Below are 23,019 nucleotides of genomic sequence, written 5' to 3'. Positions count from 1 at the left end.
CCGCCACCGCCATAACCACCTGCAAACCCATATCTTGCAAACCCAAATAAGGAACGGCAACCACCATGGACCCCACTGACGCCAGCCTGCTGGACGCCTCTTTCTGGATCACTTCGGGGTCGATTTTTTGCCTTTTGGTTCTGTCGGGGTTTTTCTCCGGCTCCGAGACGGCCCTGACGGCGGCGTCACGTGGCAAGTTGCGCGCAGCAGTGGACAAAGGTTCCAAAGGGGCTGAACGCGCGCTCAAAATCACCGAAGACAACGAACGCCTGATCGGATCGGTGCTGCTGGGTAACAACCTGGTCAACATCCTTGCCACTTCGCTGGCCACTGCATTGTTCACGCGGCTTTTTGGCGAATCCGGTGTGGCGCTGGCGACGCTCGTGATGACCTTGCTGGTGCTGATCTTTGCCGAGGTCCTGCCCAAGACCTATGCCATCACCAATCCAGAAACCGCCGCCGCGCGGGTGTCGCCCATTATTTCCGTAATCATTCTGGTCTTTTCACCGATGGTGTCGGCGGTGCGGGTTCTGGTGCGGCTGGTGCTAAGCCTCTTTGGCGTCAAGACCGACCCGAACAGCCATATTCTGGCCGTGCGCGAAGAGATTGCAGGCGCGTTGCAACTGGGCCATTCCGAAGGCGTGGTGCAGAAAGAGGATCGCGACCGCATTCTTGGCGCACTTGATCTGGGCGATCGCACGGTGGAAGAGATCATGCTGCACCGGTCCGGGATCGAGATGGTCGATGCCGCCACCGACCCGCGTGAAATCCTGACGCAGTGTCTGGAGAGCAGCCACACCCGTCTGCCAGTGTATCGCGGCGACCCGGAAAACATCATCGGTGTGATCCACGCCAAGGATCTGCTGCGTGCGATGTACAAACTGATCCAGGACACCGACACGACCTTTGCCTCTCTCAAGGATTTCAAAGTCTCGGATGTGGCGATGAAACCCTACTTTATCCCTGACACGACATCTCTGGACGACCAGATGCGCCAGTTCCTGCGCCGCCGGACGCATTTTGCGCTGGTTGTCGATGAATACGGTGCGCTTCAGGGATTGATCACCCTCGAAGACATCCTCGAAGAGATCGTCGGCGAGATCACCGACGAGTTCGACACCGAGGCCGAACAGCTTCTCAAACTCAGTGAAGATGGCCATTACTGGATCGACGGCGCCACCACGATCCGCGACTTTAACCGCGCCACCGACTGGAACCTGCCGGATGACGAGGCCAACACAGTCGCCGGTCTGGTCATTCACGAGGCGCAGATGATTCCGACCGCCGGGCAGGTCTTTAGCTTTCACGGCTTCCGGTTCGAGGTGGTAGGCCGCGAAGGCAACCGCGTCACCCGGCTGAAAGTCAGGCCGCTATAACGCCACCCGGGTGGCTCTGTCCCCACGGACGAACCGGCCAGTCAGATCCTCGGGCGCTGCGGGCGGCCACCCGTGCCGCCCGCCCCCGCCGATGCAGATAGCTCAGCAGGTTTCACCGAATGGGTCACACGCAGTATGGTGTCTATGTGAATGGCTCAACGAAAGGCCTTGATGCTGTTCGATGGCCCAGTGCATTGTGACTGCCACGTTCTGTAAAACCTTTCAGCCTCACTTCAGCGTATAGCCGCCGTCGACAAGAAGATCGCTGCCGGTGATAAAAGTCGCGGCGTCAGAAACCAGAAACAGCGCCGCGTCTGCGACCTCGTCCGGCGTGCCGATGCGGCCCAGTGGATGGCGCGGCGCGTGCAGCGCCAGAGCGTCTTCTTCACTCCCGGCGCGGCGGATCAGCCGACTGGTCATCACCGCACCGGGCGACAGGCTCACTGCGCGAATGCCCTCATCTGCATGATCCAGAGCAAGGGTCCGGGTAAGCGACATCAACCCCGCCTTACTGGCGGAATAGGCGGCATGCCCCAGCGCGGTGACATGGCCCAATTGCGATGCGATATTCAGAATCACCCCTTTGCTGCGGCGCAAATGCGGTATCCCGGCGCGACACAGCAGATAGGCCCCCGTCAGATTCACACTCAGCGTTTGGGTCCAGGCTTCGACCGGAAGGTCGCAGATTTTGCCGATGCGGGCTTCGGCCGCGGCGTTGTTGACCAGAATGTCGATCCGCCCGAAATGCCGCGCGGCCGTGGCGACCATCTCATCGACGGCGGTCGGATCGGTGATGTCACAGGCCAGCGTCAGGGCGCGATCTTCGGGAAAATCCGCGATGGACACCGGTGCAAGGTCGATCAGACAGACCCGCGCGCCAGCCTCAACAAAACTCATGGCAATCGCGCGACCAATGTCGCCGCCTGCCCCGGTGATGATGGCCACACGGTCGTTGAGTGGTTTGTCGGTCGTCATATTCTGATCCCTTTTTTGTCCAGCCTGTCTGCCGACGCTGATCCTTTGCAGCCGTCCCGGGAATGACAAGAGGCACCGGCCTAAAGGATACAAATATTCAACCAGGCTGGGCGGTTGTGACTTTGATATAATCTGCAATGAAACTTTCGGCGATCAGCGAAAGCTTCTGCCCTTTCAGATGTGTCGCGACGAGCGGCAGGAACTGGTCGGTTTCCACCGGTCGGACCGCCACCAGATCGGGATTCGCCGCAAGGGCTGTATCACCATCCACCAGCGCGATCCCCAATGTCGCTTCGGCCAGGCGCAAGGCCATGGAAATATAGCGCACTTCGGCGAAGGGTTCGATAGCGCGCCCGGACACGGGCAGTATTGAATCGATGATCCGACCAACCTCGGAATGTTTGGGGTAAGCGATCAGATTCTCGCCCTCCAGTTCGGCTGGCTTGATGATCGCACGTTTCGACAGCGCATGATTTTTAGGCAAAACACAATATATCGGTAACTTAGCGAGCAGAGAGGATTCGAGTGACGGGTGTTCGAGGGGGGTAATCGTCAGTCCGAATTCGGTCATCTCGGCCAGGATCATCGCGATGATCCGCTCGTTCGACGGCATATCGAGCCTGAGAGTTACATCCGACCGGTCACGATGAAACCGGCGAATGGCCTCGGGAATGCGACCGTTGGCCAGGCTCGGACTGCACACAAAGTTCAGCCGCCCCCGTTCACCCCGCCTCAACTCCTCTGAATAGACATCAAGTGATTGTAATACCTCAAAGAAGCTTCTTGAACGCTCATAGAAAAGGTGCGCTTCGGCTGTTGGGACAAGTCGTCTGGACCGGCGATCAAACAGTGAAAAACCGATCTGAGATTCCAGCAGACGCAGCTGGTTCGATACCGCCGGTTGCGAGATGCTGAGCAGCTCAGCTGCCGCCAGGGTTGAACCGGTCTGCATCACGGCCCGGAATATCTCAAGATAGCGGACGTTCATTTGTATAACCCCAACTTATGTGACTGCGGCTGTATTTAATTGGAAATTCGCCTGGCGCAAAGAAATCAATCCTCTTGGACGACAAGGCAGAACGCGCAACATCTCATCCAGCGGCAAATCCGGCGAACCATTTCGAGGGTCGGATCAGCATGGTCAGGCGCAGATGGCAGCGTGGACGTCACGGGCGCGCCCCCGTGTTGGTTCGGTCCGAAACGTCGATGAAACGGGAAATATCTTGGGGAAGAAAATTCATGGTCGACGAACACCTCGTGCGGGCAGTCGCAGCCTCTGGCAGGCGGCCCGGTCTTTGGCCCCGATAAACGCAACCCTTCCAACTCAAACAGAAAGACAGATCAGTGAACACAGCATCAAAAATCCTTAGCGCGGCGTTTGTTGGCGCCCTCTCGTCTGCTTCGATGGCGCAGGCTGCGGACGTGACAATCAAGGTCCTTGGGTTCTGGGGCAACCAGCCGCAGATCGACGACGTGGACCGCCCGATGTGGGAAGCCATCGAGGCCGAATCCGACGGGCGGATCGAAATTCAGTACCTGACCCTGAACGAGGCCGGCCTGAAGGGGGATCAGGCGTTGCGGTTTCTCAAGCGCGGTGCCTTTGACATCATGACCATCAGCCCGGCCTATGTCAGCGGCGACGAACCGTCTCTGGTCGCCGTTGATCTGCCCGGGCTGGCGTATGACTATGAAACGCTTCGCAAAATCTCGGATGTTTACCGTCCGACCATGGCCGAGCGACTAGAGCGGTTTGACGGTGTTCTGCTGACCCACTGGCCGTTCAATCCGCAAATCGTCTGGTGCAATGAACCAGTCAACAGCATCACCGACCTCAAGGGTCGCAAGGTCCGGGTGTCCGGCGCACCCGCGGCTGACACGCTGGATCAACTGGGCGCGACCGCAGTCAACCTGACCGGCGGCGAGGTCTATCAGGCGTTGCAGCGCGGCCTTGTCAACTGTGGCTCCACGGGCAGCACATATGGCTACAGTACCAAATGGCACGAGGTCGCCAACCATCTCTATAATTTCCCATTGGGCAGCTACAGCCAGGTTGTTCAGGTCGCGAACAAGACCTTTTGGGACACCCTCTCGGCCGAAGATCAGGACATGATCAGCGCCAAGATGAAGGAAGCCGAGGACAAGCTGTGGGCCATGGCCCCCGACGTCCACAATCAGGGTGTGGTCTGCGCGACGGGTCAGGGCGAATGTACCCTTGGCGGCGAACCGGGCAGCATGACGTTCACCGAAGTCTCTGCGAGCGACAAGGACATCCTGGCAGAGATCGTCAACACCACGATCATCCCCAAGTGGAAAGAAAGCTGTACCCCGATCTTCCCCGACTGCGCCGACCGCTTTGACGAAACCATCGGCAAAGTGATTGCGGCTCAGTAATCGACACAGGCAAACAAATTTCGGCGCAAATGACATGAAACGCATCATCCCGTCCTCAGAAGCGGCCCTCAGGGCCATATCCCATGCTGCCTGCATCGTCGGTGGCTGGCTCGTGATATTGTTGTCGATTGGCATCTGTGTCGAAGTTTTCCTGCGAAAGGTGTTCAGTGAATCCCTGCAAGGAATCGATGAATACGGCGGCTACACCCTTGCGACCACCGCGTCGCTGGGGCTGGCCTATTGCTTTTACGAACATGCGCATATCCAGATTGACGTGGTGGTGCGCAAACTGCCGAAAAGGCTGGGCCGGGTGTTTGCGGTGATCGCGATCCTTGCCCTTGGCATCGTGGTCGGGATGCTGGCGCTGGGAGCGATCAGGCTGACGGACGAATCCTACCTGTTCGGTGCCTTTTCAAACACGCCGCTGCGCACCCCGATCTACTACCCGCAGGCAATCTGGGCCGGAGGGTTCTGCCTGTTCTTTCTGGCAATCGTGCTGCGGCTGCTACATCTGCTACAAACCATTCTGCTGGGGGACAAAGACGCCACCAGCGATCTTCTGGGCGAGGCGCGTTCCGGCGAGGACAGCCAGATCACGCGCATTCAGGGGATCGAATAATGACTGTCGCGCTGATGTTTGTTGGCGGGCTTCTCGCCCTTCTGATGCTTGGGCTTCATGTGGCGACGGCGCTTATCCTGCTCGCCTTTGGTGCGGATCTGATCCTGAGCAACGGATTGCTGTCAGCGTCGCTCGGCTCGATCGCCTGGGACAAGATGAACTCGTTCACTCTGGTCGCGATCCCGCTGTTTGTGATGCTGGGTGAAATCCTGATCCGCGGTGGAGTCGCGGACAAGCTGTATTCGGCCCTTTCGGTCTGGATGAACCGGCTGCCGGGTGGGCTGTTGCATACCAATATCTATGCGAGCACGGTGTTTGCCGCCACCTCGGGGTCCAGTGTTGCGACGGCTGCCACCATCGGCACCATCGCCATCCCCGAGCTTGAGGCGCGCGGCTACAACCGGCGTCTGATCTATGGATCGCTTGCCTCGGGGGGGACGCTGGGCGTGTTGATCCCACCAAGTATCCTGATGATCGTCTATGGCACGCTGGCCGAACTGTCCGTCAGCAAACTGTTCATCGCGGCGATTATTCCCGGTCTGCTTCTGGCGGGAATGATGTCACTGACCATTGTCATCGTTTCGGTGTTTATCGCACCGCCCACCATCGCAACCGAACGTGTCCCGCTGGCGCAAAAGCTGCGCATGCTCTGGCAGGTCGCGCCGATTTTCCTTGTGTTTCTGGTCGTCATGGGCAGCATCTATGGCGGTCTGGCCACCCCGACCGAGGCGGCGGCCCTGGGCATCGTAGCGGCGCTGATGCTGGCCGCATGCAACGGCAAACTGTCGGTCGCGATGCTGCACAAGGCGTTTGCCGCCGCGTTTCGCACCACGTCGATGATCATGCTGATCATCGTATCGGCCTTTTGCCTGAACTTCATTATTTCATTGCTCGGGCTGCCACAGGACGCATCGCGCGCGATCACCCAGGCCGGGCTGGGACCCTATGCGCTGATCTGGCTGCTGGTGCTGTTCTACGTGATCCTTGGCTGTTTTCTTGAGGCCGTCGCCATGATGGTGACCACCGTCGGTATTGTTGTCCCAATCGTGATTGCCGCCGGGTTCGATCCCTTGTGGTTTGGCGTGTTTCTGACCATCCTGATGGAATTGTCACTGATCACGCCGCCGGTCGGGCTGAATCTGTACGTTATCCAGAACCTTCGGCCAAAGGATTCCAACATCAACGACGTATTCATCGGAATCGCGCCGTTTGTAGTTGCCTTTCTCGCCTTTATTGCCGTGATCGTCTACGTGCCCGAGCTGGTGCTTTGGTTGCCCCGAAACATGAGTAACTGAGCCATGACAATTCTGCTCACCGGTGCCGGAGGCTTTCTCGGGCTGAACATAGTCGAGGCGCTGCTTGCGCATGCGATCCCCTGCGTCGCAGTGAACGACCGGCCTCTCCCGCCAGAGTTTTCGACCAGACCCGGCCTGACCATCGAAATCGCGGATGTGCGTGACCGTGCGGCCATGGCCGCCATCCTGCAACGTCACGACATTCAGGGCATCATTCACGCAGCCGCAGTGACATTGGCGCCGACGAGCCGAATGACCGGTGCCGATACCGCGTTCGACGTCAACGCCGTCTCGACAGCAGTTCTGCTGGACGAGGCCCGAAAAGTCGGTGTGGCGCGCTTTGTCTATCCCAGCTCGACTGCGGTCTACGGTGCCGCACTCTATGACGGGACGCCCATCACCGAAGACACCCCACCCCGCCCCGTCTCGGTCTATGGCTATACCAAGCTGGCGAGCGAACGACTGGTCGCGGAAACGGCCAAAAGCTATGGCTCGTCTTGCGTCTGCGCCCGTATCACGGCGCTGTTCGGCCCCCATGAACGGGAAACCACGACCCGCGACATGATGAGCCTGCCGTTCCAGATGGCGCAACAGGCGATGACGGGGAAACCGACCGTGCTGCCTGCGGGCCTGCAGCGCGACTGGACCAGCAGCCGCGACGTGGCCGAGGCGCTCTTGCATCTTGCCACTGCGCCAAAGCTGGAGGCTGAGCTTTATAACCTTGGGATCGGCGCGCCCTGGAACCCTGCGCTGCTGGCCGGGCATTTGGCCGTCGCCTTCCCCACATGGCAGGCCGGGATCGGCAAGCCAGACGGCAGTGACAGTACGCTGACGTTGCACGACGATCCGTCACAGGCGCGACAGCCGCTGATCGCCACAAGGTTCGAACGCGACTTTGGATTTCTGTTTCGCACGCCCGATATGGCCTGTCGCGACTACATCCAATGGCTGCAGTCATGCACAAACGACCCGGTGCCGACACCCATCCGGACACCGGCGATCCACCATCCCACCCGCGATTTCGTCGGCTATGGTCCAAACCCGCCAGATCCGCGCTGGCCCGGTGGCGCACGGATTGCAGTCAATATCGTGGTGAACTACGAAGAAGGTGCCGAAGAAAGCTTTGGCGATGGCGATGCCCTCTCCGAAGGCGGACTGACCGAAGGCGGCGGTGGTGCATTCACCGGTCGCGATCTTGGCGCTGAAACCATGTTTGAATATGGCAGCCGGGTCGGCGTCTGGCGGCTGTTTCGCCTGCTCCAACAGGCTGGCGTTCCGGCAACCGTTTTCGGGTGTGCTCAGGCGCTTGAGCGGAATCCCCAAGTGGCCGAGGCGATCCGCGCCAATGGCTGGGACGTCTGCGCCCATGGTGACCGCTGGGTGCGGCATCAAATGCTGGACGCCGCAACCGAGCAACGCGCCATAGCGCGGGCCTTTGACGTCATCGGCACCCTGTGCGGCGAACCTCCGGCGGGCTGGTACTGTCGATATGCACCGTCGCTGCGGACGCGTCAGCTGATCGCCGATCATGGTGGTTTTCTATACGATTCGGACAGTTATGCCGATGAACTGCCATATTGGACGCAGGTTGGAGAACGTGATCATCTGGTGATCCCCTACAGCCTGACTCTAAACGACGGAAAATTCGCGCGTGGCAACACGGCAACCGCAGGGCAGTTCTTTGAATTTCTGCGCGACAGCTTTGATTTACTTTATGAAGAGGGCGAAACGCAGCCACGTATGATGAATATCGGCCTGCACTGTCGACTGATGGGCCACCCCGGACGCGCCTTGGCGCTGCAACGATTCCTGCGCCACATTCAGTCCCGGGAAAAAGTGTGGATCTGCCGACGCGTCGACATCGCCCGCCACTGGATGCAGGAACACCCGCCGAAACCGGATTAACCGCCGCCGCGCCTCTGCGGGCGTCACGTCATTTCCGCCAGATTACGCCTCAGGAACCGGAACAAAACTGCCATGAACACCACGCCCCTTCCGACATGGATCACCGAATCCGGGTTTGCGCCCTTTGGCACCCTCGTGCGCCATACCGGTCAACCCGAGCGACACTATCTCGACATGGCGTTCGAGGATATCGCACCGCAGGTCCGTCCCCGGCTGTGGATCAACAGCCTGAACGCTGCCCCGCAGAAGATCACCTTCGCCCAGATCGAGCGTCATCCCTTCAGCCCGCAAAGTTTTTTGCCGCTGTCCGCAGCTGTCCTGCTTATGGCGGCTTGCCCGTCCAAGGCAGACGGGACACCCGACACCGGCAAACTCAGGGCATTTCTGCTACCGCCCGGCACCGGAATTATCTACAAGCGCGGCGTCTGGCATCACGGATTGCTTAGCCCCCACGGCACCTGCAACGTTGCGGTGCTGATGGGACAGGGCGACGACCAGCGCGATACCGAGGAGTATACCCTGCCTACCCCCCTCTATTTCGACCGGGACACCCTGCCGCACAGCCAACCGTAGCGGCAGCAGGTTTAACGACAAAAACCACCTGATCGCCCGCTGACAGGCCGGTTCAACACCGTGTCCTAAACAAGCCGGTTGATTTTGCAACGCCCCCTGACAGCACAGGCAAATGCCGGACGCGAGCGGCGGCTTATCCTGCCTCAGCATCGCGATCGCATCACACCTCAGGATCGTCGGCTCACCATCCAGTGACACGGCTGACACAATGGTTGCGGCCCGCTCTGGCAGGACACATCCTTAGGGGCAACCAAAGACCGTAGCAGACACCCAAGGACCCCCATGCCAACCGAGCGTCTCACCTTTCCGGGCCATTCCGGCGACATATTGTCCGCCCGGCTCGACCTGCCTGACGGGCCGCATCTTGCTACGGCGATGTTTGCACATTGCTTCACCTGTTCCAAAGATATTCCCGCCGCGCGCCGGATCTCGGCCCGGCTTGCCGCGATGGGCATTGCGGTGCTGCGGTTCGACTTCACCGGCCTTGGCCATTCGCAAGGTGAATTTGCCAACACCGCCTTCAGTTCGAATGTTGCGGATTTGCTGGCTGCGTCGCAGGCGCTGCAAGACCGCGGCATTGCCCCCAAGCTGCTGATCGGCCATTCACTGGGCGGAGCGGCTGTGCTGCGCGCCGCCCCCGACATTGCCTCAGCCCGCGCCGTCGTCACCATCGGCGCACCATTCGATCCGGCGCATGTGACACATAACTTTGGCAGCGCGCTCGACACGATCCGCGAACACGGCAAGGCAACGGTAGACCTTGGCGGGCGGCCCTTCACCATCACCGACAGCTTCGTGCGCGATGTAGAGGCCGCAAATCTCGCTCCCATCCTCGCCAATCTCAAAAAGGCGCTGCTGGTTCTGCACGCGCCGCGCGACGCAATAGTGGGCATTGCCAACGCGGCCGAGATCTTTGACGCCGCCAAACATCCCAAAAGCTTTGTGACCCTTGATGACACGGATCATCTGATCAGCGATCCCAACGATGCGGAATACGCCGCCGATGTCATTGCCACCTGGGCCGGTCGGTACCTTGAGCTCACCCCGCCAGCCCCGCCGATCGGCGCGCCCGAAGGCATCGTGCGGGTTTCCGAAGCCGACCCGGCCGGCTTTCTTCAGGATGTGCAATCCGGACCGTATCACCATACCTTGGCGGACGAACCGATGGCCTATGGTGGCACCAACCGAGGCATGTCGCCCTATGGCCTCGTCGCTGCCGGGCTGGGGGCCTGTACCTCGATGACGATCCGCATGTATGCCCGCCGCAAGGGTTGGCCGCTGGATCATGTGCGCGTCGACATCAGTCACGACAAGGTCCACGCTCAGGATGCCGACTGCGTGACCGAGGCCAAGATAGACCTGTTCCGGCGCCGCATCACCCTTGAGGGGGCATTGGACAATGCTCAGCGGCAGCGCCTGCTGGAGATTGCCGATAAATGCCCGGTTCATCGTACGCTGGAACGCACCGCACGGGTGGAAACTGAACTGGTCTGACCACAGTCGCTGCGTTGCGACGGCGGGCTCGCGTCCCAGCCTGCTCCAGAAACCAGAGAGGCGCAGAGCATTGCTCTGCGCCTCTCAATTGGATCAAAAATGGCGGATTTTGCGTTTAGCCGCGGGCGCGGCCCACTGCCTTCCAAATCACCGGCAGGATCAGCGCAGCCAGCGCCAGCTTGATCGCATCCCCCAGCAGGAACGGGGTCAGACCCCAGGCCAGGATCGGCTTGTCCCAGCCATACAGCATGCCCAGCCAGATCAGGCCCGGCACGTAGATCAGCACGTTGCCCAGCAGCATCGCGCCAGCCATTTTCGGCGCTGTGCGATCCCAGCCTGCCCGCGCCAGCACACCCAGCGCCAGCGTCGCCAGCACATAGCCGACAAGATACCCGCCGGTGCCGCCCATCATGTACTCAATGCCATTCAGATCGGCGGTCGAGCTTTGGAACACATCATAGCCCATCAGGCCGACGATCATCCAGCCCAGCATGGTGGCAAGCCCCAGACGTGGGCCATACGCCGCGCCAACGGTCAGAACCGCAAAGGTTCCCATGCTGATCATCACTGGCGATCCAGGCACCGGCACCTTGATCTTGGCGGCAACAGCCAGCAGAACGATCCCTGCTACGATCAGCGCCGCCTGCTTGATCCTCAGCCCGGTGCCAGTCGTCGCGCCAAACATATCGACGAGGACGTTTCGGTTCAGTGCCAGGTTCATCAGCCTGCCTCCCTGTTGAAAATTCACTGCGCACCGTTCTGCCCCAAGCGTCTCAGCACCGCAAGCGCCATCCCGCCCCACAGGCCACAGTGGTAGCGCAACCATGCACTATCGCTCAAAAACCGACACCATCCTGTAGTCTTTGCGCGGGCCGCGCACCTCCCAGATGCTGCGCCATCGGGGCCAGTGCTGAAACTCATAAGTCACATCGTACTGATCCGGATCGCACCAATGCGCCGCTTCCGCGCCGCCTCCGCCCAGCGCAAAACTGTGAAACGCGGCACCATCGGCAAAATGCACCGCCACACCACTCGGCGTGGCACGCCAGAGATAGCGCCGTTCGGCAGTCATCGCGCCCTGCCCCTCTAGCCGCAACTGCCCGCGCTCGACATAGCTCAGACCGTCCTCGTCCGACAGGAACTCGGCGTCTCCGTCGAACTGGCCATGCCGCCCCGATTGTCGGTCGGCAATCTCGCGTCGTAACGTCCAGCGCCCGGTGAAATCCACGATGGAATGGGGACCGCCCATCGTCACAGTCGGCGCTTTGCGCGCGGACTGTCGAATGACACGCCCCGTTCGCAGGACTGCGCTGCCCCGCTCGACGTTTCCCGCGCCGCTGCGCCCTGCGTCTTTGTCATCCTGTCCGCCTCTCTTGCCGCCAGCCGACCCTCAGTCTAAGACCTCTGACAAACGCTGAACAAGCTCAGAAAGGCCCGCTGCCATGATCCCCCGCTATTCCCGCCCCGAGATGGTCGCCCTTTGGGAACCCGCCACCAAGTTCCGTATCTGGTACGAGATCGAGGCCCACGCCTGCGACGCGCAGGCCGATCTGGGTGTCATCCCCAAGGCCAATGCCGAAGCGGTCTGGAAAGCCAAGGAGACCGAATTCGACGTCGCCCGGATTGATGAAATCGAGGCGGTGACCAAACATGACGTCATCGCATTTCTCACCCATCTGGCGGAAATCATCGGCAATGATGTGGCACGGTTCGTCCATCAGGGAATGACCTCGTCCGACGTGCTCGACACCACGTTCAACATCCAGCTTGTGCGCGCCAGCGACATTCTGATTGCGGATATCGAAGGGCTGCTCGCCGCGCTCAAGCGCCGCGCGTTTGAGCACAAGGATACTGTCCGTATCGGTCGCAGCCATGGCATCCACGCCGAGCCGACAACCATGGGTCTGACCTTTGCCCGGTTCTATGCCGAAATGGACCGCAACCTGACCCGAATGAAAGTGGCCCGCGCCGAAATCGCCACCGGCGCCATTTCTGGCGCTGTCGGCACCTTCGCCAATATCGACCCTGCTGTCGAAGAGCATGTCTGCGCCCAGCTTGGCCTGACGCCCGAGCCGATCAGCACGCAGGTCATCCCGCGCGACCGTCATGCGGCGTTTTTTGCCACGCTTGGCGTGATCGGATCGTCAATTGAAAATATCTCGATCGAGATCCGCCACATGCAGCGCACCGAAGTCCTTGAGGCCGAGGAGTTCTTTTCCGCCGGCCAAAAGGGATCGTCCGCGATGCCGCACAAACGTAACCCGGTGCTGACCGAAAACCTGACTGGCCTCGCCCGTTTGGTGCGCATGGCGGTGGTTCCGGCGATGGAAAACGTCGCGCTCTGGCACGAACGCGACATCTCGCACTCCTCGGTCGAACGCAACATCGGCCCTGACACCACAATCACGCTGGATTTCGCGCTGGCGCGGCTGACAAACGTGATCGACAAGCTGGTGATTTATCCCGACAACATGCTGGCCAACATGAACAAATTCCGCGGCCTTGTAATGTCGCAGCGGGTTTTGCTGGCTTTGACGCAGGCCGGTGTTAGCCGCGAAGATAGCTACCGACTGGTGCAGCGAAATGCGATGAAAGTCTGGGAACAGGGCGCGGATTTCAAAACCGAGCTGCTGGCCGACCCCGAAGTGACCGCAGCGCTGAGCCCGGCCGAGATCGAAGATAAATTCGACCTCGGCTATCACACCAAACATGTCGACACGATCTTTGCGCGGGTCTTTGACAGCGACTAACGATCAAATTGGCAGAAACACTACGGCGTGTCCGCTGCGACGCGCCGTGGGAATTGCGGCCCACAATTGTCGCACACCTTTACGTGAAATCCAGCAACCTTTTGAAATTGTGCCTCAAGCTGCATTTTGACCCTACGTTAACCTGTGGTATCCTGAGGCGAGTCTAACAGGAGGGTACAATATGCAGATCAAGGCCCTATTCACCGCCATCGTTCTGGCGGTTGCCCCGACACTGGTGTCCGCCAGTTGTTCCGGGCATGAACGGCAGGCCATGTCGTGCAGCGATGGGATGAGCTACGACAGCGCCTCAAACAGTTGCAAGGTTGTATCTGGCTGATCCGCTTTCGCGGAACGAATGGACGTCCTGACCCGATACCGCAGATATCACGGGGTCTGGATGGCAGAGTACAAATTTGAGCGCCGCGAAATGTCAGATCTCCTCGGTTTTTAGGGAATAGTCTCAGCCTTTCTTAACCCTGCCGCGCTATCCGTTGCCAGACTGTAACGGAGTGCGTGACATGAGCAATCTGACCTCTCTGGCTGCCTTGCCTGGGCCGTCCCGTGGCGCGGCAAATCCTACGGTATTGACCCGCCGGGCCAAGGCCGCGATTATTGTGCAATTCATCCTGAACGAGGGGGCGGATGTCCCGCTCTCGGCGCTGCCCGAGGATCTGCAATCGCAGCTCACACAGCAGTTGGGCGCGATGCGGTATGTTGACCGGGACACGCTGAACAGCGTGGTTGGGGAATTTGCGGATGAGCTTGATCAGATCGGCATGTCGTTCCCGGGGGATATCGCCGGCGCACTGTCGGCGCTGGATGGCAGGATCAGCCCTCAGACCGCGCGTCGCCTGCGCAAAGAGGCTGGAGTGCGCCAGGCCGGTGATCCATGGGCCCGCATCGCCGCGCTGAGTGTTGAGCGGCTGCAACAGATTGTCCTGACCGAAAGCACCGAAATCGCCGCCGTTCTGCTGTCCAAAATCGACGTGAACAAGGCCGCGACGCTCTTGGGCCGGTTGCCCGGTACCCGCGCCCGTCGGATCACGTATGCCGTGTCGATGACCGCTGGCGTAACCCCCGAAGCGGTGGACCGCATCGGCCTCAGCCTTGCCAGCCAGCTAGATGCCGAACCGCCCAAAGCGTTTGGCATCACCCCGTCTGATCGCGTTGGCGCAATCCTGAATTTTTCGGCCTCCAGAACCCGCGACGACGTGCTGAGTGGGCTGGACGAAGAAGACAGCACCTTTGCAGAGGCGGTGCGCCGTGCTATTTTTACCTTTGCCAACATTCCCGACCGCCTGAACCCCAACGACGTGCCCAAAATCACCCGTGACGTCGATGCCGCGACCCTGACAACCGTGTTCGCCTTTGCATCAAGCGAGGAAGATCTGAGAGCCGTCGACTTCTTGTGTGAAAATATGTCCAAGCGCATGTCTGCCAGCCTGCGCGAGGATGCTGATGCCAAAGGCAAGGTGAAACAAAAGGTCGGCGAAGAGGCCGTGACCATTGTGATCCGCGCCATCCGCGACATGGTCACATCGGGAGAGATCACATTCCTTTCGCCCGAGGATGATGAGGACGGGACAGACTGATGCGCCCGCTTTTGCGGGAACACACTGAACTCTTGTCGCCGTGTCAGGCAGGCCAAGTCCGCCGCGCAAGACCTTCGAACCCAAGGGGCGGTTCAGGACACAATGTCGTACTGAAAATCGCTGCTATCCGACAACGTCTCAGCAGCGACCCCTTCCCAAAAGACCGAAAATTCGAGGTAGCTGACAGTAGACCCTCCGGCGCTGCCCGCGATAGACAGTTGAGGATCGGAATCGCCGGTGTCCAGACCGGTCTGGACTTGCCACGCAAAAGTTCCGGTCTCTCAGCTCATGTTAGGCAGCCCGTCTCTCGAAAGCCAAGGGACTTTTCCCGCCAAGGGATGAATGCCGTCTTCGCGGGTTGTAGAACCCATTGATGTATTGGAATATTGCTCCTTCTGCTTGTCTGCGGGTCGCCCATTTCTGACGCCAGATCAGTTCGGCTTTCAGAGATTTGAAGAAGGTCTCGACCATGGAATTGTCATAACAATTTCCCTTGCCGCTCATTGAGACCAGAAATCCATGCTGCTTCAGACTTTTCTGATAGTCACCTGAACAGTATTGAGAGCCACGATCCGTATGATGGATACAGCCTTTGGGTGGCTTTCGCAGCCCTACTGCCATGTCTAATGCCTTGATGGCCAGGTCCCGCTTCATCCGGTTACTGACCGCCCAGCCAATGACCCGGCGGGAGTAAAGATCGATGATCACGGCCAAATACAGCCATCCCTCGCTCGTCCAGATGTAGGAAATGTCCCCTGCCCATTTTTGGTTTGGGCCATCAGCAGAGAAGTCCTGATCAAGAAAGTTGGGGGCGACATTGAAGGCGTGATTGCTGTTAGTCGTGACTTTATGTTTACGGGTTCGAATAACCTTGATCGCGTTCTCACGCATCAACCGGCCTACCCGGCGGTGCCCGACAACAAGACCGAGATCGCGCAGTTCCTCCGTCATGCGAGGTCGGCCGTAGCTTTGCAGGCTAAGGCGGTGTTGTTCTCTGATATGGGCCAACAGCACCATGTCATCTCGCTGGCTTCGGCTGATAGGGCGGATCTTCCAGGCGCGAAACCCACGGGAAGTTACCCGCAAAACGCGGCATAGAAACTCAATGGGCCAGATCTTCTTCCAGGTGTCGATAAAGGCAAACCTCACGCCTTTTGGCCTGCGAAGAAGATCGTCGCCTTCTTTAACACTTCCCTCTCCTCGCGGAGTAGCCGGTTCTCTTTGCGAAGGCGGGCGTTCTCCTTCTCCACATCCTCATGCGGGCCGGACATCAGGTCATCATTCTGATGGTGTTGAACCCACTTGTTCAGTGTCGAAACACCAACCCCTAAATCAGACGCAATCTGAGGTCGCGTCAGTCCACTGCTTGTTGCAATGCGAACCGCATCACGTCTGAACTCGTCGCTGTATCTTGGTGCCAATTTGTGTCTCCTTCATTGCGAATATCGCTCGAAAGAGACCGGAACTAAATCGCGACAAGTCCAGTGACATTGCTGCGCAATGCACTGCCGGTCAGTGGGTAATCCCCCCATTTTTAATGGGGTGCAGCCGTAGAACTTACGCGGCCATTTTCAGTTTCTGTGCGGGTGTGATGCCGCCGATGCCCATGTTCGGGCGGTCGTTGTTGTAAGTCCAGAGCCATTGCGTGGCGAAGTCTTGGGCCTCCTCGATGTTTTCGATGATGTGTTGGTCCAGCCATTCATTCCTGACGGTGCGGTTGTAACGTTCGATGTAGGCGTTCTGCTGGGGCTGTCCTGGTTGGATGTGCTGGAGGGTAACACCTTGTTTCTCAGCCCATTCCAGCAGCTTGATGCTGATGTATTCAGGGCCATTATCGACCCGGATCGTGCCGGGCTTGCCACGCCATTCGATGATGCGATCGAGGCTCCGGATCACGCGTTCAGCAGGCAATGAAAAGTCGACCTCAATGCCAAGCCCTTCGCGGTTGAAGTCGTCCAGCACGTTCAGCAGTCGAAACTGACGACCGTCGCTCAGCCTGTCGGCCATAAAGTCCATCGACCAGGTCATGTTGGGGGCCTCGGGTACCGCCAGCGCGTCGGGTTTATCCCGCTTTAGCCGTTTGCGGGGCTTAATCCGCAGGTTCAGTTCCAGCGCGCAATAGATGCGATAGACCCGCTTATGGTTCCACGGATGACCTTTGACGTTGCGCAGGTGCAGATAGCAAAGTCCGAAGCCCCAAGTCTTCCTCGTATCCGTCAGCCCGACAAGCAAATCGGCAATCTGTTCGTTCTCATCGCTCAGAAGCGGGCTGTAGCGATAGCAGGTCTCGCTAACCCCAAAGGTGCGGCACGCCACGGCGACACTGACCCCGCGTCGCTCTACCGCCGTTGCGGCCATCTCTCGTCGCTGAGATGGCCCAGTCACTTTTTTCCAAGGGCTTCCTTCAGCAACTCGTTCTGCATGCTCAACTCTGCGAACATCTTCTTCAGGCGTCGGTTCTCGTCTTCAAGCGCCTTGGTCTGCGCGATCATTGAAGCATCCATCCCGCCATACTTCGCCCGCCATTTGTAAAAGGACGCTGTGCTCATACCATGTTCGCGGCAAAGCTCGGCCACCGGAACACCGCCTTCGGCCTGGCGCAGGATCGCAAGGATCTGCGGCTCACTGTATCTCGTCATCTTCATCTGAATCTCCTCATGCATCTTGCCGAGAAAATTCTACTTCCGCAGCCCCTTACTTTCGGGGGGGATTACCAGTGGATCGTCAGCGAGCCCCGGCGCTTGAGCGCTTCGTTGTAGGCCCGCCAGTTCTTGATCTTGTAGGACGGGGGTGATGGTCTGCTCATGTCCCACAGCTATCACGCTGGATTCACCGGGAAAATCCAAAACCCGATTTTCCCAACAGAGTTCATGCGCAACACCCAGTATTTAATTAAACAATATCAAACGCTTATGTTCACATTATGACATCCCGAGCGCTTCCTTGTACATCTCGAGCACTGCTTCTTCTTCGGCAATATCATCGGGCTCGCGCTTGCGCAGCGCGATCACCTTGCGCAGGATCTTGGTGTCGTAGCCACGGCCTTTCGCCTCAGCCATCACTTCTTTCTGCTGCTCGGCGATGTCTTTCTTTTCTTGGTCAAGCCGTTCAATACGCTCGATAAATTGGCGCAATTCGTCTGCTGTGACGCGGTAGGTGTCGGCGGCCTGCTGGTCGTCCATGCTCTGTCTCTCCTCAGGGTTTGCCTTTTCCTAGCGCTCTGCCCGCGCTCCATCAAGGGGTTGCAGCAGGGCAGCGAATGAATTACCGCGCGTCGGTCGGATCTTTGGAAAAGGTGATACATGGATAGTCTGATCTGGAGCGGAGCAGCAATTTCGGTCGCGGGGCTTGTCGGGCTGATGTGGTGCATCATCCGTGTTGCCCGCGCCCGCAAAGCAGGGTTGTCCGACGATGAACTGCGCGCTGCCGTCCAAAAGGTGATGCCGCTCAATCTGGGATCGCTGTTTGTGTCGGTGATCGGCCTGATGCTGGTGATCGTTGGTATTTTTCTGGGCTAGGCCCGCGTCACACGCGATTCAGTGCCTCGAACCTGCGGCCATTTTTGATCAGCTCACCAAACAATGGATGCGGGTCCCAGAACGCACGATCCGCGTGATCAAACCGCGACAGTGCCTGACTGAGCCGCAAAAGCCCCGTCAAATCCGCCGCTTTCATTGGCCCGCCGCGCCAGCGCGGAAACTCAAGCCCAAGCATCATCGCGATATCGATATCCGACGGGCGCGTCACCCAGCCTTCGGTCAGCAATCGCGCGCCCTCATTGACCAGCGCGCCTAGCAACAGATCGACCAGACGCGCTGGCGGCATTGGGGCCAGTGTCGGGCGTTGACCGGCAAGCAGGCGCTCCATTTCGGGATCAGGTTCCGGCGCGCCCCCGTCCGCAGGATAAAGGTAAACCCCCGCCCCGCTGGCCTGCCCGCTACGCCCGTTCTCGACGCAGAACTTTGACCAGTTTCGCGCACCTTCTGCCCGTGATGCCTGTGCCAGTTCGTCCATGCCATGCGCGTCGCGCAACTCGAACGGCGGGTGGTTCCAACCCCAGTCCCGCAGTGCCGCATCCACCGCATAGGGGCTCTGCCCCGCGTCCACCAATGCATCTGCCGCGCGGTGCAGCGCCGCCGTCATCCGTCCGGCAATGCTGTCGCCCTCCGACACAACCCGCACCGCCACTTTACTCAGACGCCGCACCAGCGCTAGACCTGCCGCCAGCTGTTTCGAGGTCACAAGCGGACCCGCGACCACCTCGACCAGCCGGGCGGTATGGACCGGATGTGCAAAGCGCAGGCCCAGCTCTTCGACCCGACCGGGCATGGCGACGGCGCGCACCACATCGTCAGGCGCGGGAACATTGCCCTGCCCGCGTGCGGCATGCAGGATCATGTCCGTGCCGCGCGCCATTTCGGCACTTTCGCCGGTCGTCAGCCGCGCCAGATGTGCGCGCGCCTGTTCGCGCGTCAGCCCACCAGCTGCTTCCGCCTGATTGAACAGCGCGCCTAGCTGCGACACACCGGCCTGCAGGATCTGCGGATCACGTGTCCCCCATCGCACCACAAGACCGGCGGTCAGCGCCGTCAGCACGATGTGAAGTGCCAACGGCCCGCCGCCCAAAACGGCGATTGCGGCGATCTCAGGCACGACTTGCCCTGGCTCCAGCGGAAATTTTCTCGCGCGCCGTTCGGCAAAGAACGCGTGACGCAGGGCCGCCGATTGATCCGAGTCCAGACAATCCGAAAACAAATCCCATTCCAGTGCCATTCCGGCCTCGAACGGCAACAGCAGCGCGGCCTCGACGGCGGTGACGATCTCTTGGGGGGCCAGCTCCGGCCGCGCGGCGACACTTTTGCGCCGGGCCTCGATTTCGGCCTGGTAGGCGGCAGGGTCAACAAAACCACGGCGCCGGTCCCGTGTCCGGCGCGGCCCCTTGCCTGCCTCGCGTAGCTTCAGACAAAAGGCCTGCGCCGCCTTGGCCAGGTCACCATCGGTCATCGCATCCAGAAACACCTGCGCCGGCGGGCTGTTCACCGGATAGGCCTGCCCGCTCAGCATCATGTCGAGCGCAACCCTGGCCCCGCCCAGTCGCGGCGCGCGCTGGGTGCCGCCAGCGCCGGGAAGCAATCCTAAACGCACCTCGGGCAGTCCAACGCGTGCACTGTCATGAGCGATGCGGTAATGGGCTGCCAGCGCGATTTCAAACCCACCGCCCAGCGCCGTGCCATGCAGCGCGGCCACAACCGGCTTGGTGCAATCCTCGATCCGGTCGCAGACCTCTGGCAGCAACGGTTCCTTTAACGGCAGATCAAATTCAGCAATGTCCGCCCCGGCAGGAAAGGTTTTCCCCTGCCCGATCAGAACGATCTCATAAACAGTCTCATCCGCCTCGGCCCGCGCCAGCGCCGCGATCAGACCCTTGCGGACAGCAAGGCTCAGCGCGTTCACCGGCGGATGCGATACCGCGACAAAGGCCACACCTTCGCGAACGGAATAAATGATCGGATCACTCATACACCTGCCCCCACACGGCGCTTGCGCGTCGTTTCCCCTCGGGTTTACGCGATTTTGATACGCGTTTGCAGCACATTAGACGCCAGAACGACGCCCATGGCAACCCTGGCGTCAGATGGAATCGCGTCGAAAGGGTCAGGTTGCCCGCGACAGATGGGTGCGTCGCGGGCTCGCAGTGGCAAGATCAGATCGGCATGTTGTCGAACTGATCCTCCAGCGACTCGTCATGCGCCTGATCGCGCCGCGCGCCTGGGGATCGTCCTTTGCTCGATCCAATGACGCCTAAGTGCCACAAAGCCTGCGTTGTCCGGTCGACGCGCGCTTCAACCGACGCGGTTTCTGTAGTGCGTACTGTCGATTTTCCGGCTCTTGGTGTTCCGGTACTGGGTGTAGTCTGGCTGTGATCCGTCATGTGTTTCCTCCCTCACATGGTCAGCTTTGCATATACCGAAAAAATGCATCGGCTTTGCCTTTGGTTCCAAGACACGTTGCACCGCTTAACTCGACACGATCCTCTATCCGTCCAGGACCGCCCCATGCCGCAAAATGACAGAGCGTCGGAAGCCCCCTTAAATCATCCAGATCCAGGAGCGCCTCCTACACCCCCAAATCACTCGCGCTTAGCGGTAGTTTGCCCCAGCTCGGCCGAGTCGATCAAGTCATAGTTGCACAGCTGCTGTTTCAGGTTTGTGACACCGATAGCGCATCCACAGCTTGCAACACATTCCCAAATCTATATATGTATTCATACGTCCGAAATGAAAGGGTTCCCCATGTCGCCAGACGTCACCGGTTTCTTCGACGACGCCACCAACACGATCTCATACGTGGTCCGCGACCCGTCTGGATCAGATTGCGCGATCATCGACAGCGTTCTCGACTTTGACTACGCGTCAGGGCACACCGACACGCGATCAGCCGACGCAATCATCGCCTTTGTGCGCCAGCACGGGTTCGATGTGAAATGGCTGCTCGAAAGCCATGTCCACGCCGACCACCTTTCCGCCGCGCCGTACCTACAGCTGCATCTGGGCGGCAAAATCGGCATCGGCGCGCTTATCACCGAAGTGCAGGACACCTTCGGCAAGGTGTTTAACGAAGGCAGCGAATTTCAGCGCGACGGATCTCAGTTCGACCAGTTGTTCAAAGAAGGCGACAGCTTTCACATCGGGCAGATGCGCGGAGATGTGCTGCACACACCGGGCCATACACCGGCCTGCCTGACCTATGTGATCGGCGACGCGGCCTTTGTCGGCGACACGCTGTTCATGCCGGATTTTGGCACCGCGCGCTGCGATTTCCCCGGAGGCTCGTCTGAAATGCTGTTCAATTCGGTGCAAAAAATCCTCGCCCTGCCGGACGAGACCCGGATCTTTGTCGGCCACGATTACAAGGCACCCGGTCGGGAAGAGTTCGCATGGGAGACGACCGTCGGCGCGCAAAAGGCGCTGAACGTGCATATTGGCGGCGGCAAATCGCGCGAAGAATTCGTTGCCATGCGCGACGCCCGTGACGCCACGCTCAGCAAGCCAAGGCTGATCATCCCATCATTGCAAATCAACATGCGTGCAGGTCAGATGCCGCCTGCGGATGCGCTGGGCAACGTCTTTCTCAAAGTGCCATTGAACAAGATCTGACGCGAAATCTTGCCAAAGGACTCGGGATGCAAATGGACTGGATATACGGCCTGCTGGGCGGGTTTCTGATTGGCACAGGGGGCGCGGTGTATCTGCTGGCCAACGGCAGGATCATGGGGGCCAGCGGCATCATCGGCGGGTTGGTCGACGGGTCGGGCCGTGTAACGGGACGTGAACGGCTATGCTTTCTGGCTGGGGTGCTCGGGCTGCCTGCATTGATGGCCCTACTGTTCGGCGCGCCTGACACCCATGCCACCGGCAATATCGTCGTGCTGATCAGCGCGGGGCTGTTGGTCGGGGTGGGCACCCGTTTGGCAAATGGCTGTACCTCGGGGCATGGGGTCTGCGGTATTTCGCGGCTTAGTCTGCGCGGGATCGTGGCCACGGTGTTCTACATTCTCGCCGGCGGACTGAGTGTGATCCTGTTCCGCCATTTTCTGGGGGTGATCTGAAGTGCGAAACCTCTATGCCCTGCTCGCCGGAGGGCTCTTTGGCGCGGGCCTCTTTGTCTCGGGTATGACCGACACTGCCAAGGTGCAGGGTTGGCTAGATGTCTTTGGCGACTGGGATCCGACACTGGCCTTTGTCATGGGTGGTGCGATTGTGCCCATGGCCGTGGCCTGGCAAATCGCGCGACGCCGGACCGCACCGCTGCTGGGCGGCGCCTTTCCCTCACAGCCCGACCAAGGCCTGGGTCGCAATCTCGTGATCGGCTCTGTTCTGTTTGGCATCGGTTGGGGGCTGGCCGGGCTGTGCCCCGGACCGGTCATTGCCGCGCTCAGCTATGGCGGCATACCGGTTCTGACCTTTGGCATGGCAATGTTGGCGGGCATGGCGCTGGCCCCAGCGCTGCGGTCCCGTCTGGACAGAACCCTTCCGGCAGAGTAATCGA

General features: G+C 59.8%; 23 protein-coding genes. 14 read left to right on the top strand and 9 right to left on the bottom strand.

Annotated elements, in window-relative coordinates:
* Positions 1-65 precede the first annotated feature (65 nt).
* Positions 66-1,376: an HlyC/CorC family transporter gene (locus IMCC21224_RS06800; RefSeq protein ID WP_047994706.1), complete on the top strand. Its 1,311-nt coding sequence runs from the start codon at positions 66-68 to the stop codon at positions 1,374-1,376.
* A 228-nt stretch (positions 1,377-1,604) separates the two neighbouring features.
* Here IMCC21224_RS06800 and IMCC21224_RS06795 read toward each other — a convergent pair whose 3' ends face one another.
* Positions 1,605-2,351: an SDR family NAD(P)-dependent oxidoreductase gene (locus IMCC21224_RS06795; protein ID WP_082135149.1), complete on the bottom strand. Its 747-nt coding sequence runs from the start codon at positions 2,349-2,351 to the stop codon at positions 1,605-1,607.
* Between the two features lie 97 nt (positions 2,352-2,448).
* Entirely contained in the window at positions 2,449-3,339 is an 891-nt protein-coding gene (locus IMCC21224_RS06790; protein ID WP_047994705.1) for a LysR family transcriptional regulator, read from the bottom strand.
* Positions 3,340-3,695: 356 nt separating this feature from the next.
* Between IMCC21224_RS06790 and IMCC21224_RS06785 the strand changes: the two genes are divergently transcribed.
* The 6 genes from IMCC21224_RS06785 (at position 3,696) to IMCC21224_RS06760 (ending at position 10,628) form a co-directional block, all read left to right on the top strand.
* Positions 3,696-4,742: a TRAP transporter substrate-binding protein gene (locus IMCC21224_RS06785; protein WP_053078913.1), complete on the top strand. Its 1,047-nt coding sequence runs from the start codon at positions 3,696-3,698 to the stop codon at positions 4,740-4,742.
* A gap of 34 nt (positions 4,743-4,776) precedes the next feature.
* Positions 4,777-5,361 (top strand): TRAP transporter small permease subunit, encoded by a 585-nt coding sequence (locus IMCC21224_RS06780; protein WP_053078912.1) that lies wholly within the window; start codon positions 4,777-4,779, stop codon positions 5,359-5,361.
* Positions 5,361-6,656 (top strand): TRAP transporter large permease, encoded by a 1,296-nt coding sequence (locus IMCC21224_RS06775; RefSeq protein ID WP_047994704.1) that lies wholly within the window; start codon positions 5,361-5,363, stop codon positions 6,654-6,656. Before IMCC21224_RS06780 ends, IMCC21224_RS06775 begins: the two co-directional genes overlap by 1 nt.
* Positions 6,657-6,659: 3 nt before the next feature.
* Positions 6,660-8,561 carry an NAD-dependent epimerase/dehydratase family protein gene (locus tag IMCC21224_RS26975; RefSeq protein WP_082135148.1) on the top strand — a complete coding sequence of 634 codons (1,902 nt, stop codon included), beginning with the start codon at positions 6,660-6,662 and terminating at the stop codon, positions 8,559-8,561.
* A 72-nt stretch (positions 8,562-8,633) separates the two neighbouring features.
* The gene (locus IMCC21224_RS06765; RefSeq protein WP_047994703.1) at positions 8,634-9,134 is read left to right on the top strand and encodes an ureidoglycolate lyase; all 501 of its coding nucleotides are present in this window, start codon (positions 8,634-8,636) and stop codon (positions 9,132-9,134) included.
* 282 nt (positions 9,135-9,416) lie between these two features.
* Positions 9,417-10,628, top strand: coding sequence for a bifunctional alpha/beta hydrolase/OsmC family protein (locus IMCC21224_RS06760; RefSeq protein WP_047994702.1), 1,212 nt, complete (start codon positions 9,417-9,419; stop codon positions 10,626-10,628).
* A 115-nt stretch (positions 10,629-10,743) separates the two neighbouring features.
* On the opposite strand, the gene IMCC21224_RS06755 is transcribed toward IMCC21224_RS06760, so the two are convergent.
* Together IMCC21224_RS06755 and IMCC21224_RS06750 are read right to left on the bottom strand one after the other, a co-directional pair.
* Entirely contained in the window at positions 10,744-11,349 is a 606-nt protein-coding gene (locus IMCC21224_RS06755; RefSeq protein WP_047994701.1) for a biotin transporter BioY, read from the bottom strand.
* Positions 11,350-11,457: 108 nt separating this feature from the next.
* The gene (locus IMCC21224_RS06750) at positions 11,458-11,877 is read right to left on the bottom strand and encodes a DUF6314 family protein (protein ID WP_047994700.1); all 420 of its coding nucleotides are present in this window, start codon (positions 11,875-11,877) and stop codon (positions 11,458-11,460) included.
* A gap of 193 nt (positions 11,878-12,070) precedes the next feature.
* Between IMCC21224_RS06750 and purB the strand changes: the two genes are divergently transcribed.
* The 3 genes from purB to IMCC21224_RS06735 all read left to right on the top strand — a co-directional run bounded on the left by purB (position 12,071) and on the right by IMCC21224_RS06735 (position 14,970).
* Positions 12,071-13,378 (top strand): adenylosuccinate lyase, encoded by a 1,308-nt coding sequence (gene purB / locus IMCC21224_RS06745; protein ID WP_047994699.1) that lies wholly within the window; start codon positions 12,071-12,073, stop codon positions 13,376-13,378.
* 181 nt (positions 13,379-13,559) lie between these two features.
* Positions 13,560-13,715 (top strand): hypothetical protein, encoded by a 156-nt coding sequence (locus IMCC21224_RS06740; RefSeq protein ID WP_047994698.1) that lies wholly within the window; start codon positions 13,560-13,562, stop codon positions 13,713-13,715.
* Positions 13,716-13,896: 181 nt separating this feature from the next.
* The gene (locus IMCC21224_RS06735) at positions 13,897-14,970 is read left to right on the top strand and encodes a flagellar motor switch protein FliG (RefSeq protein WP_047994697.1); all 1,074 of its coding nucleotides are present in this window, start codon (positions 13,897-13,899) and stop codon (positions 14,968-14,970) included.
* Positions 14,971-15,261: 291 nt separating this feature from the next.
* On the opposite strand, the gene IMCC21224_RS06730 is transcribed toward IMCC21224_RS06735, so the two are convergent.
* From IMCC21224_RS06730 to IMCC21224_RS06710, 3 genes are all read right to left on the bottom strand, one after another.
* Positions 15,262-16,391 (bottom strand): IS3 family transposase gene (locus IMCC21224_RS06730; protein ID WP_156178107.1). Its coding sequence is split into 2 segments (ribosomal slippage): positions 15,262-16,151 and positions 16,151-16,391, totalling 1,131 coding nucleotides; the frame shifts between segments, so codons are not numbered across the junction.
* 136 nt (positions 16,392-16,527) lie between these two features.
* Positions 16,528-17,615, bottom strand: a protein-coding gene (locus IMCC21224_RS06720) for an IS3 family transposase (RefSeq protein WP_156178101.1) whose coding sequence is annotated in 2 segments (ribosomal slippage) — positions 16,528-17,354 and positions 17,354-17,615 — 1,089 coding nt in all. Because the reading frame shifts where the segments join, the coding sequence is not laid out codon by codon here.
* A gap of 276 nt (positions 17,616-17,891) precedes the next feature.
* Positions 17,892-18,152: a DUF2312 domain-containing protein gene (locus tag IMCC21224_RS06710; RefSeq protein WP_047994695.1), complete on the bottom strand. Its 261-nt coding sequence runs from the start codon at positions 18,150-18,152 to the stop codon at positions 17,892-17,894.
* A 120-nt stretch (positions 18,153-18,272) separates the two neighbouring features.
* Here IMCC21224_RS06710 and IMCC21224_RS06705 point away from each other — a divergent pair, with 120 nt between their 5' ends.
* A complete protein-coding gene (locus tag IMCC21224_RS06705) occupies positions 18,273-18,488 on the top strand; it encodes a hypothetical protein (protein ID WP_047994694.1) in 216 nt (71 codons plus the stop codon).
* A gap of 7 nt (positions 18,489-18,495) precedes the next feature.
* On the opposite strand, the gene IMCC21224_RS06700 is transcribed toward IMCC21224_RS06705, so the two are convergent.
* Positions 18,496-20,490, bottom strand: a complete 1,995-nt coding sequence (locus IMCC21224_RS06700; RefSeq protein WP_047994693.1) for an enoyl-CoA hydratase-related protein — start codon at positions 20,488-20,490, stop codon at positions 18,496-18,498.
* A 184-nt stretch (positions 20,491-20,674) separates the two neighbouring features.
* Positions 20,675-20,902, bottom strand: a complete 228-nt coding sequence (locus IMCC21224_RS27690; protein ID WP_156178157.1) for a hypothetical protein — start codon at positions 20,900-20,902, stop codon at positions 20,675-20,677.
* 361 nt (positions 20,903-21,263) lie between these two features.
* Here IMCC21224_RS27690 and IMCC21224_RS06695 point away from each other — a divergent pair, with 361 nt between their 5' ends.
* The 3 genes from IMCC21224_RS06695 to IMCC21224_RS06685 are packed head-to-tail and all read left to right on the top strand — an operon-like array spanning position 21,264 to position 23,015.
* A complete protein-coding gene (locus IMCC21224_RS06695; protein ID WP_047994692.1) occupies positions 21,264-22,127 on the top strand; it encodes an MBL fold metallo-hydrolase in 864 nt (287 codons plus the stop codon).
* A gap of 26 nt (positions 22,128-22,153) precedes the next feature.
* Positions 22,154-22,579 carry a YeeE/YedE family protein gene (locus IMCC21224_RS06690; RefSeq protein WP_047994691.1) on the top strand — a complete coding sequence of 142 codons (426 nt, stop codon included), beginning with the start codon at positions 22,154-22,156 and terminating at the stop codon, positions 22,577-22,579.
* A 1-nt stretch (position 22,580) separates the two neighbouring features.
* Entirely contained in the window at positions 22,581-23,015 is a 435-nt protein-coding gene (locus IMCC21224_RS06685; RefSeq protein WP_047994690.1) for a DUF6691 family protein, read from the top strand.
* Positions 23,016-23,019: the final 4 nt, after the last annotated feature.

The organism is Puniceibacterium sp. IMCC21224, from assembly GCF_001038505.1.
Taxonomy (GTDB): Bacteria; Pseudomonadota; Alphaproteobacteria; order Rhodobacterales; family Rhodobacteraceae; genus Puniceibacterium.
This window is presented reverse-complemented; position numbering and strand designations above follow the sequence as displayed.